Origin of the sequence: Crateriforma conspicua (genome assembly GCF_007752935.1) — a bacterium.
Classification (GTDB): domain Bacteria; phylum Planctomycetota; class Planctomycetia; order Pirellulales; family Pirellulaceae; genus Crateriforma; species Crateriforma conspicua.
On record NZ_CP036319.1, the window covers coordinates 4,305,579 to 4,323,299 of the forward strand.

Sequence of the window (17,721 nt, forward strand, 5' to 3'; positions counted from 1 at the left end):
GCGCATCCAGCTACCGGTGGTGGTGGTGAGGGCAGGGGCCTGAATGCTGGGGCATCCAGCTACGGGCGGCGGCGGTGAGGGTAGGGCGTCTGAATGCTGGCGCATCCAGCTACGGTTGAGAGCGGGGTGGCTGGACATCCGGCTAACATCATCACATGCGACCTACACCCGACCCGGTCGGCCCGGGACAAGAATCCGTTTGGGACTATCCGCGACCACCGGCACTGCAGCCCGCCGGGCATCGGTTGAGGATTGTTCATGCCGGCCAAACCATCGCCGAAACAACGCAAGGTTTCCGCGTTCTGGAAACCAGCCATCCGCCGACCTACTATTTCCCGCCGGGCGATTGCCGACTGGACTGGATGCATCCCGCCGGCGGTGGTTCGTTTTGCGAATGGAAAGGCCCGGCAAGCTATCTGGATCTTGAAATGCCGGGCGGAATAAGCGTGCCAATGGTCGCTTGGTTCTATGCGGATCCGACGAAGCGTTTCGCACCCATCGCTAGGTTCCTGGCCTTCTATGCGAACAAGGTCGATGCGTGTTACGTCGGCGATTGGCAGGCGACGCCTCAGCCGGGCGGTTTCTATGGCGGATGGGTGACACCGAATTTGGCGGGTCCGTTTAAGGGTGGGCCGGGTTCGATGGGTTGGTGAGGTGGAGGCCTGAATGCCGGCGCATCCAGCTACGGGTGGAGGCGGCGAGGGTTTAGTGGTCGCAGATTTTGTCAGGCGTGGTGGTGAAGCCGCCGTCGGTCGGGGTCAGCTTGCCGCGTTGGTCCAGGAAGACGACCAGTTCGGCGGCCGTCATGCCGCTGGCGCTGCAGGTACAAAAGCGAGCCGTGACGCCGAATCGTTCAATGACCGCGGTCTGCAGCGAATCGGCGTCGTAGGCTTGTCCGCTTTCGACCATCATTCGCATGACTTCGTGACCATGGATCTCGGGCTGGTCACTGGAAACAGGATCCACGGTGGGCAGTTTGCCGTCGTCCGATCGGCCGTTCGGGTTGGATGTGTCCATCGGATGGATGCCTTGTGCTGAATGGGTTGCCTATTGAACCAGACTGAGATCGGCCGCCGCATAGGCGATCAGAAAACTGGCTTCTTCGTCCGCGAATTTTACCTTCACACTACGTTTTGGTCCTCGGCCACTGACCGCGACAATCGTTCCTTGGCCGTAACTTGGATGCGAGACCACGGCGCCTTCGCGGTAGGCTCCGGGCGGAGTCGCGCCGGCGGCCATCAGGTCGGCTGCTGTTTTCAGCCCACCTGCAATGGAGACTTTGGCTTTTCCGCGCTTGGCGGTTCGCCGATACGACGATTCAGTGGCGACGGCTTCGCGCACGACATCGTCATCACCCTCGTGATCGGGCAACTGGCAAACATCTTCATCGGTGATGACGGGTGGTTGCACCTGAGACGTCTGGTCATCGGATGCCGTTGCATCATCGCCGACTTGGATCGCGGGCAGATCCCAGCTGTCGGGATAGCCGCCGTCGCTGTATTCGTTTTCGAAGAAGTCACGATCGACGGACGATTCGACCAGACGCATGTCTTCGCGTGGCAGTTCGGTCAAGAAGGCACTAGCCACCACCGGTCGCATGTCTCCCCGGATGCTACGCCGTTTACAGTGGCTGAGTTGCAGCCACTGTTTGGCGCGCGTGATTCCGACGAACAACAACCGTCGTTCTTCCTCGTACTGGGCTTCGGTTTCGCGAGACCGGCGGTGGGGCAACAGTTCGTCTTCGACCGCGATGATGAAGACGCGAGGAAACTCCAATCCCTTGGCCGCGTGCAGCGTCATCAACGTCACCCGATCATCGGATTCTTTGAACGCGTCGACGTCCGAAACGAGGGCCACCTGTTCCAGGAATAATTCCAATGAACCTTCGTCGGGATGCTGAAGATCAAACTCCACCGCCGCGTTGATCAATTCGTCGACGTTGGCAACCGGATTGTTGGTTGTGCTTTCGACGCTGGTCCGTTCCAGGTAATCGTTGAACTGAGTCTCTTCGACCAAATATCGCAGCAGGTCTTCCAGCGTCGCGGTCGCTTTGACTCGCAGACGGTCGTACAGACGCACGAAGTTCAGCACCATTGAAGCGGAACGCTTTGGCAGCGATTCGATCTCGTCGGCACGTCGGGCGGCTTCCAACATTGGAATGCCCAGCCGATCGGCATGCTGTTGGATTCGTGCGATCGTTTTCGCGCCGATTCCACGCGTTGGTGTGTTGATCACCCGCAGCAAGGCGACGTCGTGATTGGGGTTGTTGATCAGATGCAGATACGCCAACAGATCCTTGATTTCTTTGCGCTGATAAAACTCCAACCCGTTGACGATCTGGTAGGGCAAGCCCCGCTTTCGCATCGCATGTTCCAGCGATCGGGTCAGCGCGTTCATTCGGCAGAACACAGCGAAATCGCGCGGCCGCAAGCCTTCGTTGTGAATCGCATCCAGTATTTGGTCCGCGATGTCGTCGGCTTCTTCGTAACCGTCTTCGTAAATCCGCAGAACGACCGGATCGCCTTCGGGGTGATCGGTGAACAATTCCTTGTGCTTGCGTCGACGGTTGAAGCGGATCAGTTGGTCGGCGACACGCAAGATGTTCGGGGTGCTGCGATAGTTCTGTTCCAGCCGAACGGTGGTGACGTTGGGATAGTCTTTTTCGAAGTCCAGGATGTTATTCAAATCCGCGCCGCGCCAACCGTAGATCGACTGGTCGGGATCGCCGGTGACGGCCAAGTTCGGCTGTTGGATCGACAAAGCGCGGACGATGGCGTATTGGGCCAAGTTGGTGTCTTGGTATTCGTCGACCATGATGTAGCGATAGTGCTGGTCCAGGCTGCTGCGGACGTCGGGGTTTTCACGCAGCAATCTTGCAAAATGGAACAGCAGGTCATCAAAGTCGACCGCGTTTGACGTCAACAGTTGTTGCTGATAGACCGGATAGACGCGTGCGGCGATTGCATCGCGGGCGGTCATCGATGACGCGTCGGTCATCATTTCCGGCGGGATCAACCGGTTCTTGGCATGGCTGATCGACGCGGCGATCTGTTCGGGCGACGTGTGGGTCGTGCTGACGCCGGCGGCTTCGATGGCCCGCTTCATCGCCTGTTTTGAATCCGACGTGTCATAGATCGAATAGTTTTCCGACAGCCCCACCATCGATGCATAGCGACGCAGCTGTTGAGCACAAAATCGGTGAAACGTCCCCATCCAAACCGGCCGTCCGGGCGCAAGACCTTGCACCCGAGTCCGCATTTCGTCGGCCGCCTTATTGGTGAACGTCAGCGCCAAGATTTGGTGGGCGTCGATTCCGTGGTGCAGCAGGTTGGCGATGCGGTGGGTGACCACACGGGTCTTACCACTGCCCGGTCCGGCCAGAATCAGCAAGGGACCGTCGATGTGCTGGACCGCTTCGCGTTGGGGCGGGGTCAGGTCTCGGAGAATCGCATCCATGGCCGAGGCGTTGCCAAACGTTGAAGTCATCGAATCAGAATCGGCGTGCCGGTCCGCCCGGATCCCGTGACAGGAATCCAGATCACGGCGGCCCGCCGGTACCTGAACAAGTTTAACGTTTGCCCCAGATCCTGTCCCACCGCTTGAGCGGGGTGAACAGGACGCCGACCGCAAAATTTGCGTTGAATCGATCTGCGTTGACGACCAAAAACGGGCCGGCTTGTCGATGGGATGGTGGCCAATCAAAAAAAGCCCGAACCGTTGCCGGTTCGGGCTGTTCGCAAACTTTCGGTCAGAAAGTGGTCAGATCGCTGTGTGCGAGGCCTTACAGGTTGGGTGTCGTGTAAGGTTCGACGTCGCCGACCATGTGGAAGTGGTTATGGTCGATGTAGACCACTTCGATTGCTTCGCGGTCATGCAGCGTGTGCGGGACCGGGTAGCCGACGGTGGTCTTTTCGTCGAAGTAGACCGTGCACTTGTAGTGGGCGTGGTGCAGTTGGGCCGGTCCGATCAAAGGATAGAAACGCGGCGGATCGACGTAGTCGGCGATCTTTTCCTTGATGATGCGAACGTCGTTGCGTTGCTTTTCCCAAACGAACGGGATGCCGCCTTCGATCGGGCGAGCCTTTTCCAGGGCGTGGATGATTTCATCATCGCTGGGCGGATCCAACGCGACCGGGGGTCCACCGGAGGTGGTCGGTCCCAGGATCGGCACCCGGCCGTATCGTTCGTGTTGCTCGAACTTGTCTTCCTGTTTGTGTTGGAAGTACGGGCTGACGGGCAGTGGCCAGCCGACAAAGCCGAGATTGTAATTGTGCGAAACACCGTAACAGCCGGTGGACGAAACGATCACGACCGCCATGGCGGTGAGCGTCCAGTGGCGTACACGCAGGCGAAGTGTGTCATTCGACATCGCCGCTCCTTCGACGCTTCTCGTGGTCTGATTCATGCTGGTCATCCGAGCAACCTTCCGTAATTTCTTGACCGTATCGCCGCCGCTGCGTTGGGATCGAAAAGACCTAAACGCACGATCTGATCGGCGGTTTGCGTAGTGTACTTATCGTGTGAACTTAGAACGATCTTGCGGGTAATTCGGAAAATCCGAAGCAAAAGGATCGCAAGGACAGGTGCCGCTGACTGGATCCAAGGCATCGGGACCGGGCGACTGGGTCCCCGAGCAACGACGGACGAGATGATCGGCGCGGCAAAGGGGAGCCCCACTCGAGTCTTCTTGGGTAACCGTCGCCTGATTCCCCGTGCCCCATTTCCTGCCCAGTCCCCTGTGATCTATTGCCTTTGCCCTGTCACCTGTGACCCGTTTACACGCCGCCCGCGACGCCGGCACGAAAAAACGCCCGTCCGTCTGTGATTCACAAACGAACGGGCGTGTCGATTCAGAACATGGCGGAACCGCCGGTGCGGTCAGAGCCGGTTCAGCCGATCGGTCCTGCGTTTTGGTCTCAGGGCTTAGCGATCGGTGAAGTCCAGGTACCACCAGCCGTCATCCCATTCCAGGCTGACCTTACGCCATCCCAGCGGAACTTGCGGATAGGGGTAGAAGGGGCCGATGTACGGGAACGCCGAAGGGCTGTACTGCTGCGGATAGGTCACCGCGGCGTAGTTCGGGTAAGCGGCGTAACCTGGCCAAGCGTAGTTGGGCAGGTAGGGCTGGTCATAGCGAGGAGCCGCGGCACCTTGGTAGCCGTTCATCGGCACCGGTTGGCCCATGACGGGAGCGCCCATCACGGTGCTGGCCGGAGCCGCCTGGGTTTGTTGCATCGCGCCGCCGCTGCGGTACGGAGCCGCCTTGACGGGGACTTGCATCGGTGAGCTGGCCGGACGCAGGTTCATCTTTTGCAGGTTCGAAACCGGTTGGACCGGCGATTCCAGCAATTCGATCGACGATTTGACGTCTTGGACGCCGGCGACGCTGCGGACGACATCCAAGATGGTGTCGCGTTGCTGGGCGTTGCGAGCCTTGCCTTTGACGGTGACAACACCGTCTTGGGTCGAAACGTCGACGCCGAAGCCCTTCAGTTGACCGCGGCTTTGGGCTTGGCCCAGTGCAGCGATGACTTCTTGGGTCAGGTCGACCACGGGCTGAGCAATCGGTTGTTCGAGCGGCTCGGCGGCGGCGGTCGGCATCACGGTGCCGGGCATGACTTCGGCGGCTTGCTCGGGCACGGCAACCGGTTCAGGCACAGCGACCGGGTCGGGGGTCGTGTCCTTTTGCAGCTTGGCGGCCGTTTGAGCCAAAGCTTCGCGGAAGCTGAAACCTTCGTCGACCTTGGCCACGGCGGCCTTGGGGCGAACGACGGTGGTGGCTTCCACGGTCACTTCGTCGACGACATTTTCAATGCCTTCGATGCCTTTGACGCTTTGCAGAACCAGCTGTTTTTGTTCTTGGCCGGACACGTTGCCGCGGAACAGCACGACGCCGTTATCGACCTTCATGTCCAGCGTGAAATCCTTCAGCTGGCCAGAATCGCGGCCTTCACGCAGCCGCTGGATGACTTGTTCAGCGATTTCGCGGTCACCGGCCAGGCCGGTTGACTGCCAAACGCCCGTGGATCCGAACGCAGCGATTGTCGCCAGCGCCAATCCAAAATATTTCCGTCGCATGGAATGCCTCCCTACAGTCCTGAATCGCTCCGGTATGTCAATGCTGGAAAGCCGAGCCGCTCCGTGCGGTCGTGGGTTCACGCAATCATTTTTGGCGACTGCACCATTCCAGCGGTCAGTTCAGACCGGTGTTATGGTCTGTTTCGGTTCTGACGAAGCACTGGTGGTAGGTTTTTTCCGATTTTGACCGTGATTCCTGTGATTTGGATTGCTCGGGTGTCAAAGTTTGACGGCGTGGGAAGCTGATCCTGCTGGGAAACCTGTCACCACAGCGGTCGGCCCATCACCCCTGACGCATGCCGCGAACGACCGCACCGATGGCCACGATCGCGCCGGCGGCGGGAATCATCACCAAAGCCAAGCGTGGCTGTGCGGCGATCGCGGCCAGAATCCCCAAACCGGCCATCAACGCCACCGGCGGAAACCAACGGGCGGGTCGGCGGAGCGAGTCCCAGGCCAGCCAAACGGCCGCAAAGACCAGTCCGATGCGGAAACACGCGGCTCCGAAAAACTGGCCACCGGCGGCGGTTTCACTTTGGCGGACCACCACGGCGACGACGAACAGAATGACCGCGATCAACAGCACCGCATGACGCATCCAATCGATCCCGCCGGATCGGCGGGCGGTGGACGACGGGGGCGATTTCGATCGATCAGTCATGGCGGCCATTCTAACGGCCGCCGGAAAAATCGAAACTTCCGGCCCACCGCGGGGCGGCTTTTGGATCACGGATCCGTTCGATGGATTGACGCATCCGGACCATCGGGCGGTACAATCGCGGTTTGCGGTCGCCGCCCCTTTGGTGCGGACGATCGTGGCCGGCCAGTTTGCGACCACTCATTTGCCCATGCTGCTTGATCTACAGTCGACCGACGACATCCGGGACATGGTCCATCGGACCGTCCAGGCTTTGGTCGAAGGTCAGGTGGTCGGGTTCCCGACGGAGACCGTTTACGCCTTGGCCGCTCATTCGCTAAGGCCCGATGCGGTCGCCAAGTTGATGCAGATTCAATCCGACTGGGGATCGACGCCGATTTTGTCGGTCCGCAGCGGCGAGGCGGCGGAAGACTTTCTGCACGGATCGTCGCCCATCGTCCGGCGGTTGTCGCGGCGATGTTGGCCGGGACCGCTGATCTTGCGGACCCAGTGTGACTGGAAACAATCGGCGGCGTCACGCTTGCCCGCCGAAACCATGCGTGCGGTGTGCGGCGGAGACGACCAGATCGCCTTTCGCGTGGTGGACCAACGTGTCTTGGGACAAGTCCATCGTTACTTGGCCGCGCCGCTGGTTTTGGCCACGGCCGAAACGCTGCCGGAAACCGAGACCGGCGACCCGTGCAGCGATCCGGTGGACGCATCGGGAACCGCGTTTCCCACGAATGCCAAGTCGATTGCACGTCGCTGTGGTGATTCGGTGCCACTGCTGCTAGATGACGGTCCGACTCGTTATGGTGGTTGCTGTAGCGTGGTCCAAGTGAAGGATCACCACTGGCAACTGATCCGCCAAGGAGTCATCGAGCGCGACGCCATGAGTCAATTTGTCAAACCCGTGATCGCCCTGGTCTGTACCGGCAATACGTGCCGCAGCCCGATGGCCGAAGTCCTGCTGCGACATCTGGTCCAGCAACGTTACGGCAGCGACGACTTGGTTCAAATCGTGTCCGCCGGCGTGGCCGCGGGAATGGGCAGTGCCGCCAGCCCACAAGCGGTGGAAGTCATGTCCGATCGCGGGCTGGACCTGACCGAACACGGCAGCCGCATGCTGGATGATGCCTTGGTGGCGTCGGCCGACCTGATTTTGACCATGACGCGAGGCCATCGTTCGGCGATTTTGGCCGCATGGCCGGATCTGCACGACCGTGTCCACACCCTGCGCCGGGACGGCGGTGACATTGCCGATCCGGTCGGCATGCCCGTGGAATGCTATGTGCAATGTGCCGACCAGATCCAACAGGAACTGTCGGCTTGGCTGGATGCACTGGGCGATGACTTTTTTCCGGTCGAAGCGAAGACATAAGGAATCATCCGATGATGAAGGTCTGTATCGCCAGCGATCACCGGGGCTATCACATCAAGGCACGCTTGGCCCAGGCGTTGGCCCAAAACGGCTTTGACGTGTCCGACGAAGGCACCGACAGCGATGAACCGGTCGATTACCCCGATTACGCCAAGATCGTTGCGGGCAAAGTCAGTCGACACGAAGCGGAACGTGGCATCTTGATCTGTGGCACCGGCATCGGCACGTGCATCGTTGCCAACAAGTTTCCCGGCGTCCGCGCGGCATCCTGTTACGACGAAGTCTTGGTGGAAATCAGCCGACGTCACAACAACGTCAACGTGCTGTGCTTGCCCGGTGATCTGATCGGTGACCGCCAAATCGATGACTTGGTGCTGAAGTGGTTGGCCACGGAGTTTGACGGTGGCCGTCACGAAAACCGGTTGAAGAAGATCGTCGACATCGAAAACTCGCCGAACTTGGCCGACGCGTGAGCCCCGCTGCGACGAAATCATCCGACAACGCCGCCGATCCGTCGTCGTTGCGTTCGCCGCTGTCCCAGTGGTCCGACTTGATCGGCAAAGCCCACTTGGCCGACTGGTTCGCCCACGCCATCGGTGCCGGCAAGCTGACCGGCAGTCTGTTGTTCGTGGGCCCGCACGGCGTCGGCAAGCGATCGGTCGCGATGCTGTTGGCTCGCACGTTGCTTTGTGAAACTCGCGCGCCGGCCGACATGCAACCGTGCGGATCGTGCCCGGCGTGCCAACAAGTGGTCGCACAAACGCACCCGGACTTGATCACGATCGGCAAGCCCAACGACCGGGCGTTCATTCCGCTGGATCTGTTGATCGGTCCGCCCGATGCACGGATGAGCGAAGGGTTTTGTCGTGACATTCGTTTGCGGCCGTCGCGTGGAAAACGCAAAGTCGCCATCCTGCGTGACGCCGATTTTCTGAACGAAGAAGGCGCCAATTGTCTGTTGAAAACCCTGGAAGAACCGCCGCCCGGGTCGCTGGTGATTCTGATCGGGACCAGCGAACAACGACAACTGCCCACCATCCGGTCGCGATGCCGCGTCATCCGGTTTTCACCCCCCTCGGGCCCCGATGCCGCCGATTTGCTGCGTCGCGGCCACGGTGTCACCGAAACCAGCAACGACAAAATTGCCGATGCCGTGGCGATGTCGGCCGGCGACATGACCGTTGCGGCACGACTGTTGACCGACGGCCAAGATCAATGGCAAACGGCTTTTTTGAACTTGTTGTCCCAGCCCAACTTGGATCCCGTCGCGATCGCCAAAGCCATCACCAGTCGCGTGGACGATGCCGGCAAAGAAGCATCCAAGCGTCGCGACGCCCTGCGTGATGTATTGTCGATGGCCATTCAGCATTTCCGTCGCCAGCTTCGGCAAACCGCATCCCAGGCGACCGCCGCGACGGTGCCGGCCGGATCGAAGTTATTGCTGTCCCGCGTCGACCGGTGTGTGCGGGCGATTCGCGAAGTCGATCGCAGTGCGAATCAGTCCACGCTGATCGAATGCTTGGCCGGCGACCTTGCCCAGGGCCGCACCGGAGACCGCGGGGCGATCGGATCCTAGCGGGAAAACCGACGAATCGGACCTGCGTCGATCCGCGCCCGTTTTCTGTCTTGGTCCGTCGGCGGGCTTCTGGTAATTTCCCCGTCACGTCGTTGGAAACGACATCAACAGACGGGTCAAATGGAATTGGTTCCCGTCGGCTCGGTCAAACGTGCTCGAAAGGAGTTCGAGGGTGGATACGAAACAGGAATCTCTGGCCGTTCACATTCGTTGGATGATTCGTCGCGACATGCCGGCGGTGCTGGAGACGGAGACACGATCCTTCGAATTTGCGTGGACCGAAGAGGACTTTATCCGTTGCCTGCGTCAACGCAATTGCATCGGGATGGTCGCGGAGATTGAAGACCGCGTGGCGGGCTTCATGATCTATGAACTGCACAAGAATCGGTTGCACATTTTGAATTTTGCGGTGCATCCGGAATTTCGCCGTCGTGGCTTGGGTCACGCGATGATCGGCAAGTTGTTGGGCAAGCTTTCACATGAACGGCGAAACCGGATCATGTTGGAAGTCCGCGAAACCAACTTGGAAGCCCAGCTGTTCTTCAAGAGTGTCGGGTTCCGTGCGATCAGCGTCCTGCGTGACTTCTATGATGACGCTGCCGAAGACGCTTACCTGATGCAGTATCGGTACCAACCGACCGCGGAAGAATTGGCCCAACCGCACAATCGCATCTCACGACTGGCCGGCTGATCCGCGCTTGCGGACCGTCCCTCAAAACGAATCAACAAAAACGCCATGGCAGAATCTGCGATGGCGTTTTTTCGTTGGCTGTGGTCAATCGTCCCATCATCGATTGCCGTGGGCGTTCGGCGTGGGCATCTTCGCGACTTGTCACTAAGCTTGCGGGGAACGCCTTGAAGTGCTGCTGCTATGTATCAATCCACCCGGCAATTCGCCCATCCCCACTGCGTCGTTTGTGGCGCCGATTCCTCCGGCGGCTTGGGCATCCAATTTCGTCCCGTCAGCGAAACCGCGGTCGAAGCCATCGTGCAGTGTGACGAACGTTGGCAAGGGTATCCGGACATGCTGCACGGCGGAGTGATCTGCATGATGCTTGATGGTGTGATGACCAATTGCATCTTTGCCACTGGGGTCACGGCCGTCACCGCCGACATGAACGTGCGGTTCTTGCATCCGGTCGCCTCGTCCGGATCGATTATCTTGAAAGCGAACATCAGCGATTCGTCTTCCATGCTGTACTACCTGGAAGCCGAATTGATCCAGGACGGAAAGACGAAGGCTCGCGCGACGGCACGGTTTGTCAAACGTGCGACGAAAGTGGATCCGACCGCTGATCGACCGAAACAGCGATGAACATCGAAGTCACGGTCTTGGCGGAAAACACGGTTCGTGGGCGTCAATTGTTGGCCGAACACGGTTGGGCCTGTTATCTGCGGTGCGGCAACGACGGCTTGCTATGGGACACCGGCCAAGGCATGGCCATCGCCCACAACGCCCGCGAACTTGGCCTGCCACTGTCTCAGGTGCAAACGGTTGTTTTAAGCCACGGCCACTACGACCACACCAGCGGACTGGCGGAAGTTTGGGATGCCAACCGAGACGTTCGGGTCATCGGACATTCCGCTTGCACCGGACCAAAGTTTCGACGATTGGCTGATGGCTCGGTCCGCGACGTGGGCATGAAGACGTCGATCCGCGATGGTCTGATTTCAATCCAAAATCGCTGGGATCCCTGTGACGTCTCGCGTTGCATTATCGGGCCGCTGTGGACGACCGGTCCGGTCCCACGCATCACCGACTTCGAAGACACCGGCGGCGATTTCTATCTGGATGATGCCTGTCAGACCGTCGACCCGATCGTCGATGACCAAGCCTTATTCTTTGACACCGCCGCGGGCATCGTCGTACTGTTGGGTTGTGCCCACGCTGGTGTGATCAACACGCTGATGCACATCCGCCAATTGCGTCCAAATCGTCCGATCGACACGGTCATCGGCGGCATGCATTTGGGATCGGCAACACAAGATCGCATCCGCCAAACGATTCGCGGCTTGACGGACTTGGGCGTTCAGCGTGTCGCGCCGTCGCATTGCACGGGATTTAGCGCCGCGGCGGAAATGCGTGCGGCCTTCGGCGATCGATGCGAAGAAACTCACGTGGGAAAACGTGGGTTGTTTTCGGCGCCAGATTCAATGCTGGTCTAACGTCGGTGCCGTACCCAAGCGACGAAATCACGAATGCGATCGTGTGACAGCAGCGCTTGCACCGTCCCGTAGTTGCGCCCCAATTCTTTTTCGCTGGGCACGAACCGGTGAACGGCTGAATGACAGTCGCGGCACAGCGGAATCGTTTGCTGCATTTGTTGGCGAGTGAACCGTTTTTTGAACCACTTGTTGCTGTGACAGCGACGTGGAATCAAATGATGACGCGTGGTTCCCTTGCGAGTGATCCGTCGACACAATTGGCATTGATCGGGAAGCAACGCCGGCGATTCGGGACCGCAGGTCGGGCCCGACGGGTCGGTGTCGTTTTCGGATCCGGTCGTCATGGTTGGTTTCTCCGATCTTCACGAACGACTGTACCGGCGCGACAACGTGCCGTCATCGGCCGACCGCACTTCGTTTTCGCTGTCCGTAAAGATCCTGATGCTGACCGAACTTTCGATCCAAGAGATTTTGATGCTCGCCATTGGTGCGGCGGGTATCGGGGTCAGCAAGTCGGGATTTCCCGGCATCAGCATGCTGCACGTCGTGTTGTATGCGTTCGTCTTTGGCGCGAAAGATTCCACCGGCGTGCTGTTGCCGATGCTGGTGGTCGGCGACTGTTGTGCGATCTACTTTTTCGGACGCAAAGCGGTCTGGCATCAAGTCCGCCGCCTGTTGCCGCCGACGCTGGTCGGAATCCTGATCGGATGGCAATTGATGGATCGCTTGAATGAGGATCTGTTTCGCGTTCTGGTCGGGTTCATCATCCTGGCGTTGACGATCGTTCAAGTGGTTCGCATGTGGCGTCCGACTTGGTTCGACCAAGTCCCTCACCAACGCTGGTTTGCGGTGTTGCTGGGCCTGCTGGCCGGGTTGACGACGATGATGGCCAACGCCGCCGGCCCCGTGGTGGCGTTGTATCTGTTAGCGGTCAGTTTGCCCAAATGGGAATTGATCGGCACCACGGCCTGGCTGTTCTTGGTGTTGAACCTATTGAAGTTGCCACTGAGTTTTCAGTTGGGCTTGATCACCCCATCCACGTTGGCGGTTGGTGCCGCATTTGCCATCGCGATTCCGCTGGGCATCTTGAGCGGACGGTGGCTTGTGTCGCGAGTCTCCCAGAAACTTTTCAACGGCATCCTGCTGGCGTTCACCGGGATCGCCGCGTTGCGATTGATCGGACTGTTTTAGCCGACGCGACGCATGCCTATTCATAGAGGCGCGGCGTCATCGGGTCGCACAAAACGGGCCCGATTCAGACGGCTATAATTCAGCGGACAGACTTTTCCATTCATCCGCGATCGCCCGGGAACCACTTCTGATGGCCGACAACCGACGACAATTCCTCGCCTCCACCGCATCCGCCGCTGCTGCAACCGCCGCGATGGTTCACACGTCCCCGATCGCTCGAGCGGCGGACGGTTCGAAATTGAAAGCCGTCGTTCTTGGGGTGGGCTGGTACGGCATGGTGGATGCCAAAGCGGCGCTGAAGGTGGGTGGCGTGGACATCGCGGGAATCTGTGATGTCGATAGCGAACACCTGGAACAATCGGCCGCGGAACTGAACAAGCTGCAGGGTCATCGGCCGCAAACGTTTGCTGATCACAACGAAATGCTGGACAAGGTGGATCCCGACATTGCGATCATCGGAACGCCGCCGCATTGGCATTCGCTGCAACTGATCGATTGTCTGAATCGTGGCATCGACGTCTATTGCGAAAAACCACTGACGTACGATGTCCGCGAAGGACAGGCGTTGGTCAAAGCCGTCAATGACAGCGGTCGCGTCGTTCAAGTCGGTTTTCAACGTCGTCAAAGCCAAGCGTTCGCCGAAGTAAAACAGTTCGTCGAATCGGGCAAGGCCGGCCGGATCGTTCAAGCCGATGTTCAGATCCACTATAAGGCTGGTACCAAAGACGCCGCGCCACAGAATCCGCCGTCGTCGCTGGATTGGGATCGTTGGTGTGGACCGGCACCGAAGATTGCTTACAGCCCTCAAGTCGGTCATAAGAGTTGGCGTTTGGAAAAGACCACCGGCCATGGGCACTTGGTCGACTGGGGCATCCACAACATCGATGCGACCCGGATGATGATGAACCTGGATCTGCCGACTCGCATCACGGCCGATGGTGGTATCTATCAATACGACGGCATCATCACGACACCCGACACGCTGTCGGTCCACTTCGAATTTGATTCGATGCCGGTCGTTTGGCGGCACCGACTGTGGGGCGCCACAGAAGCCGATCCTCAATACAAGAATGGTGTGTTCTTGTTCGGCGAAGATGCCACCATTTTCACCAGCGATCGCCAGTGGATGTTGATCCCCAAGAACAACAAGGGCGACATCGAAGTCCACGACGCACCGGTCGATTTGGGCGGCAAACACATGGCGAATTTCTTGGCCGCCGTACGAGGCCAGGAATCGCTGGCATGTCCGATCGAGCAAGGGTTCCGTTCCACCGCAACGGTTCAGCTTGGCATGGTGGCGTACGAGAGTGGGACGACGGTCCATTTCGATCCGAAGACGCTGAACGTCAAAGGCAACGACGATGCGGCGGCGCTATTACGTCGTGAATATCGCGCCCCATACCAACACCCGTACCAGGCGTAGTCCCCGCGGGCCGTCATCACCAGACGCCACCAACGAATCGTCGCCTATCGCTCTGCGAACGAAGCAAAGAACCAAGCCCCAGCGTAGTTCCGGCACAGTAGCCCCAAGCAACCACGCTGCTGCAGCATCGTTCGCTAAAAGCGCACCTGGTGCGGCCTACGGAAACGTCACCACGATACGGAAACCCACGTTGAAAATCTTTTGCCACCTGGCATAGGTTCGTCTCATCGCGGCGGTGGCATCCGATGGAGGATCGAAAAAGGAACCTCCAGCCGCCACCGCGTTGTCATCCTGTGAAGCCGAATCCGGCAACAACCACTCCGCCACGTTGCCGTGCATGTCGTGCATCCCCAGCGGATTGGCTTGAAAACTGCCCACCGCGGCCGTCACGACAGCGCCGTCGTTGAAGCGAACTGCCGATCGCTTGCCGCCTTCCAAGACCAAGTGCGGAACGCCCCCGGACCACTGCGTCACGTCGGGTGGGTGAACTTTCAACGCCGACATGACTCCGCGACCGAATGAGGCATCCGCCAAGTTTTCGTACGGGGCAAAGTCATCGGACTGGTCGCCGAACCAGAACTTTGCCTCTGCGGCGTCCCCCGTTGCCAGCGTCCATTGGCGATCGGTTGGCAGACGAACCTCTAGCGACGTCTGTGTCGAAAGCCAACGACAAAACGCCATCGCTTCATCGCGGCTAACTCGGACAACCGGTTGTGAATCTTCGCCCATCCAAACCCCAGGACCATCCGGGCGATCCAATCGATGCGCGTAGAACCTGGACCGATGATCGGGATCAAACGCTTGATACTGTGCGTTGGTGATTTCCGTCGACGCCATCCAATAGGCCGTGGTCGAACCCGCCGGCTGGATCTTCACCAGCGTTAGCGAGGATCCGTCCGGCATCGAAATCGATCGCTGACCGACCGACGATGCCGCCCCGCCGGCGGGCGATGTTCTGGATGGCTTGCTCGTGGTCCCGTCATCTCCGGTGCGTTGACCTGTATCCCCCTTCGCCAATGGAACGTAGGGCGGGGTTGGCGGCACGTGTTCCGGATCACGTGCCGGGCCGCCATATCGCAATTGCAGGTCGCGACGGCGTGATTTCGCGTCATCGGGAACCGGATAGACGTCGGACCAAGTTCCATGGCAGGGGCCGTTCAAATCAATCCATGTGACCAAACGATCCCAGGCCTCGGTATCCAGCTTGACACCATGATGGCCACGACGAAGCATTTGGATCAGTGGGCTGGTTTCGGCGTGGTATTCGCCGGGGGTCAACATTTCCACGGAATCTTCGATACCGACCCGCCGGATGTAGTGCACCAGTGCATCGTAGGCCGGCGTGTACGTCATTCGGCCCCCGGTGTCGCGATGCATGTCTGGATGCAGACGACTGACATACCCGATCGGCCAAGTCGCGAGGTCGTCATGTGCGTCTTCGGTCCGAAGATCGGGTGTCGCGGACTGTCCGTCATGGCATCCGGCGCAGTGGTGGTCCAACACGGGTTGAACTTCACGTTGAAAATCAAATCCGCGGGGCGGCCCGTACCAGTCACGAATTGATTGCGGTGGTTTGGTTGCCGCCAAGGTGAACTGCGAGGCGGCCGACTCCAACGGCTTTTCATGACATCCGACACAAGACACGACTTCGCCGGGCATCGCGGTGAACCAGCTGCGCATCAACTGGACCGCACGGCCTTTTTCGTCCAGCGGCTGGACCGCCAGCGGTGTGTTGGCTGGAACTTCGAACATGGCCGAACCATCCGATTCGACGTCCACCGTGCCTTCGATCTGCATGCTGTCCCAAGGTCCGCCGTAACCAATTTTGTCTGGTCCGGCCAACTGGCGATACCCAAAATGGTACGAAAGCACTCGGAGACGCTGGACGGTTCCTCGCGGCACACCGTCCAGGCCCGGCCCGGCGTGCACATCGTGCAAATAGACCGTCGCACGGGTGGCCTGGGGATCGGTACGATCGGCGATCACCGGCGGTGTTGCACGTTTTTGCACCGGAGTCGGTTCCAACAGATGATACTGGTCATCTTTGGCGATGCGTACGACGTTGTCGAAGACATCGGCCAGATAGATTTCCCACTTGCCGCGGCGGTCACGCAGCATGCTGACCAAGAAAAACTTGTCGCTAATCGGCTGTGGATGCAGAAACTTGGGCCAGTCGGGATCGATCGCAGTGTCGCGAATCACGGGCAAGACCGGTGTGCCCTGGCCACTGATCCGATGAATGATTCCGTCGGCGTTTCGCCAACCTTTGGATGGATCCAGCGTAACCAGCCATCCCATGCGTGGCGCACCGTGATATCCCGACACGATGCTGACCAATCCGTGGTCGCTGCCGGGCAACGGTTGGCTGAAGAACAGCGAGTTGGGAAAGTAGGAATTGCTGCCGTAGATCGCGCGTTGGCCGGTCCCGTCCGGGTTCATCACCATCAATTCACGCAGAAAGATGTGGTTGATGCCGACGTAATCCCAGCGACTGTACATGACTTGACCGCTGGGCAAGACGACCGGATTGGCGTCGATGTCTTGATCGAAACACAGTTGTCGCATGTCGCTGCCGTCGGCGTTGCAGCGGTAAAGATTTCCCGTCGGCATCTGGCCATGGTGACAGGGCACCGATTGGTAGGACGCGGTGCTGGAAAAGATGATCCGACCGTCAGGCAGATAGCAACCGTCAAAGCAATCGACATCATCCGGTGCGGTGGTGATCGGTCGCATCGATTGATCGTCGATGCTGATTTCCCACAACTTCCAGTTGACCGCATCGGATCGAGTGACCAACAAACGATCGGCGTCATAGTGCAGTCGTAAATCGCCGATGAAGCCGCCATCGTCCGGGCGAAAGAACCTGTCCATCGGCGGCTGTGCCCGATCAGCGGCGATGTCGTCCAGGCTGATCCGCACGACGTCGTTGTCGTAACCGGTCCGATCGTACCCCGCCATGGTTTCGTGCGGCGCGGGCACGGCGATCCCGTGAATCGGGTTTTCGGCCCGGCGACGCACCATCAGCAAATCACCGGTCAGCCGCGGATGATCCAGCAACGCTTCGCGTCGTAAACGGACCAAGTCGGATCGCGCCGCGTCCGGGTCGGATTCCGCTTTGCGTCGAAGTTCATCCAAGCGTTTCAGAAACGCGTCGCCACGTGGATAGTCGTGACCGTAGGTCGTCTGCAGATGTTCGACCGCCGAACGTAGGTTGTCGCACTGACGATCAAAGTTTGGTGTCGCCGACGGACACGTTTCGGCCGTCATTG

The 17,721-nt window shown here is 59.4% G+C and carries 16 protein-coding genes; 9 read left to right on the forward strand and 7 right to left on the reverse strand.

Translation table 11 applies throughout. The features are described from left to right. The first annotated feature begins 155 nt into the window (after window positions 1-155). Entirely contained in the window at window positions 156-653 is a 498-nt protein-coding gene (locus Mal65_RS15655) for a DUF427 domain-containing protein (protein ID WP_145299475.1), read from the forward strand. Between the two features lie 52 nt (window positions 654-705). Here the strand turns inward: Mal65_RS15655 and Mal65_RS15660 are convergent, their stop codons facing one another. From Mal65_RS15660 to Mal65_RS15680, 5 genes are all read right to left on the reverse strand, one after another. After that, the gene (locus Mal65_RS15660) at window positions 706-936 is read right to left on the reverse strand and encodes a YecH family metal-binding protein (RefSeq protein ID WP_390621863.1); all 231 of its coding nucleotides are present in this window, start codon (window positions 934-936) and stop codon (window positions 706-708) included. A 111-nt stretch (window positions 937-1,047) separates the two neighbouring features. Next, window positions 1,048-3,486: an ATP-dependent helicase gene (locus Mal65_RS15665; RefSeq protein WP_196784205.1), complete on the reverse strand. Its 2,439-nt coding sequence runs from the start codon at window positions 3,484-3,486 to the stop codon at window positions 1,048-1,050. Window positions 3,487-3,781: 295 nt separating this feature from the next. Then, complete coding sequence (locus Mal65_RS15670; protein WP_390621864.1) at window positions 3,782-4,318, reverse strand: hypothetical protein; 537 nt, start codon at window positions 4,316-4,318, stop codon at window positions 3,782-3,784. 605 nt (window positions 4,319-4,923) lie between these two features. Further along, entirely contained in the window at window positions 4,924-6,078 is a 1,155-nt protein-coding gene (locus Mal65_RS15675) for a BON domain-containing protein (protein WP_145299481.1), read from the reverse strand. Between the two features lie 283 nt (window positions 6,079-6,361). Beyond that, on the reverse strand, window positions 6,362-6,739 hold the full coding sequence (locus tag Mal65_RS15680) for a hypothetical protein (protein WP_145299483.1): 378 nt from the start codon (window positions 6,737-6,739) through the stop codon (window positions 6,362-6,364). Between Mal65_RS15680 and Mal65_RS15685 the strand changes: the two genes are divergently transcribed. From Mal65_RS15685 to Mal65_RS15710, 6 genes are all read left to right on the forward strand, one after another. After that, a complete protein-coding gene (locus Mal65_RS15685) occupies window positions 6,738-8,096 on the forward strand; it encodes an arsenate reductase/protein-tyrosine-phosphatase family protein (protein WP_196784207.1) in 1,359 nt (452 codons plus the stop codon). The two genes, Mal65_RS15680 and Mal65_RS15685, sit on opposite strands and share 2 nt — an antisense overlap. A gap of 11 nt (window positions 8,097-8,107) precedes the next feature. After that, window positions 8,108-8,569, forward strand: coding sequence for a ribose 5-phosphate isomerase B (gene rpiB, locus Mal65_RS15690; RefSeq protein WP_145299486.1), 462 nt, complete (start codon window positions 8,108-8,110; stop codon window positions 8,567-8,569). Continuing rightward, window positions 8,566-9,672 carry a DNA polymerase III subunit gene (locus Mal65_RS15695; protein WP_196784208.1) on the forward strand — a complete coding sequence of 369 codons (1,107 nt, stop codon included), beginning with the start codon at window positions 8,566-8,568 and terminating at the stop codon, window positions 9,670-9,672. The genes rpiB and Mal65_RS15695 overlap by 4 nt, the downstream gene beginning before the upstream one ends. Window positions 9,673-9,886: 214 nt before the next feature. Beyond that, window positions 9,887-10,363 (forward strand): ribosomal protein S18-alanine N-acetyltransferase, encoded by a 477-nt coding sequence (rimI, locus tag Mal65_RS15700; protein ID WP_235951916.1) that lies wholly within the window; start codon window positions 9,887-9,889, stop codon window positions 10,361-10,363. A 180-nt stretch (window positions 10,364-10,543) separates the two neighbouring features. Further along, window positions 10,544-10,987: a PaaI family thioesterase gene (locus Mal65_RS15705; RefSeq protein WP_145299492.1), complete on the forward strand. Its 444-nt coding sequence runs from the start codon at window positions 10,544-10,546 to the stop codon at window positions 10,985-10,987. Then, entirely contained in the window at window positions 10,984-11,838 is an 855-nt protein-coding gene (locus tag Mal65_RS15710) for an MBL fold metallo-hydrolase (RefSeq protein ID WP_145299495.1), read from the forward strand. Before Mal65_RS15705 ends, Mal65_RS15710 begins: the two co-directional genes overlap by 4 nt. Here the strand turns inward: Mal65_RS15710 and Mal65_RS15715 are convergent. Then, window positions 11,835-12,182 carry a hypothetical protein gene (locus tag Mal65_RS15715; RefSeq protein WP_196784209.1) on the reverse strand — a complete coding sequence of 116 codons (348 nt, stop codon included), beginning with the start codon at window positions 12,180-12,182 and terminating at the stop codon, window positions 11,835-11,837. The two genes, Mal65_RS15710 and Mal65_RS15715, sit on opposite strands and share 4 nt — an antisense overlap. On the opposite strand from Mal65_RS15715, the gene Mal65_RS15720 reads away from it, so the two are divergent. Both Mal65_RS15720 and Mal65_RS15725 read left to right on the forward strand, forming a co-directional pair. Continuing rightward, window positions 12,181-13,029: a sulfite exporter TauE/SafE family protein gene (locus Mal65_RS15720; RefSeq protein ID WP_196784210.1), complete on the forward strand. Its 849-nt coding sequence runs from the start codon at window positions 12,181-12,183 to the stop codon at window positions 13,027-13,029. The two genes, Mal65_RS15715 and Mal65_RS15720, sit on opposite strands and share 2 nt — an antisense overlap. A gap of 130 nt (window positions 13,030-13,159) precedes the next feature. Continuing rightward, window positions 13,160-14,452, forward strand: a complete 1,293-nt coding sequence (locus Mal65_RS15725) for a Gfo/Idh/MocA family protein (RefSeq protein ID WP_145299498.1) — start codon at window positions 13,160-13,162, stop codon at window positions 14,450-14,452. Between the two features lie 156 nt (window positions 14,453-14,608). Here Mal65_RS15725 and Mal65_RS15730 read toward each other — a convergent pair whose 3' ends face one another. Continuing rightward, window positions 14,609-17,719 carry an SUMF1/EgtB/PvdO family nonheme iron enzyme gene (locus Mal65_RS15730; RefSeq protein WP_231131149.1) on the reverse strand — a complete coding sequence of 1,037 codons (3,111 nt, stop codon included), beginning with the start codon at window positions 17,717-17,719 and terminating at the stop codon, window positions 14,609-14,611. Window positions 17,720-17,721 lie beyond the last annotated feature (2 nt).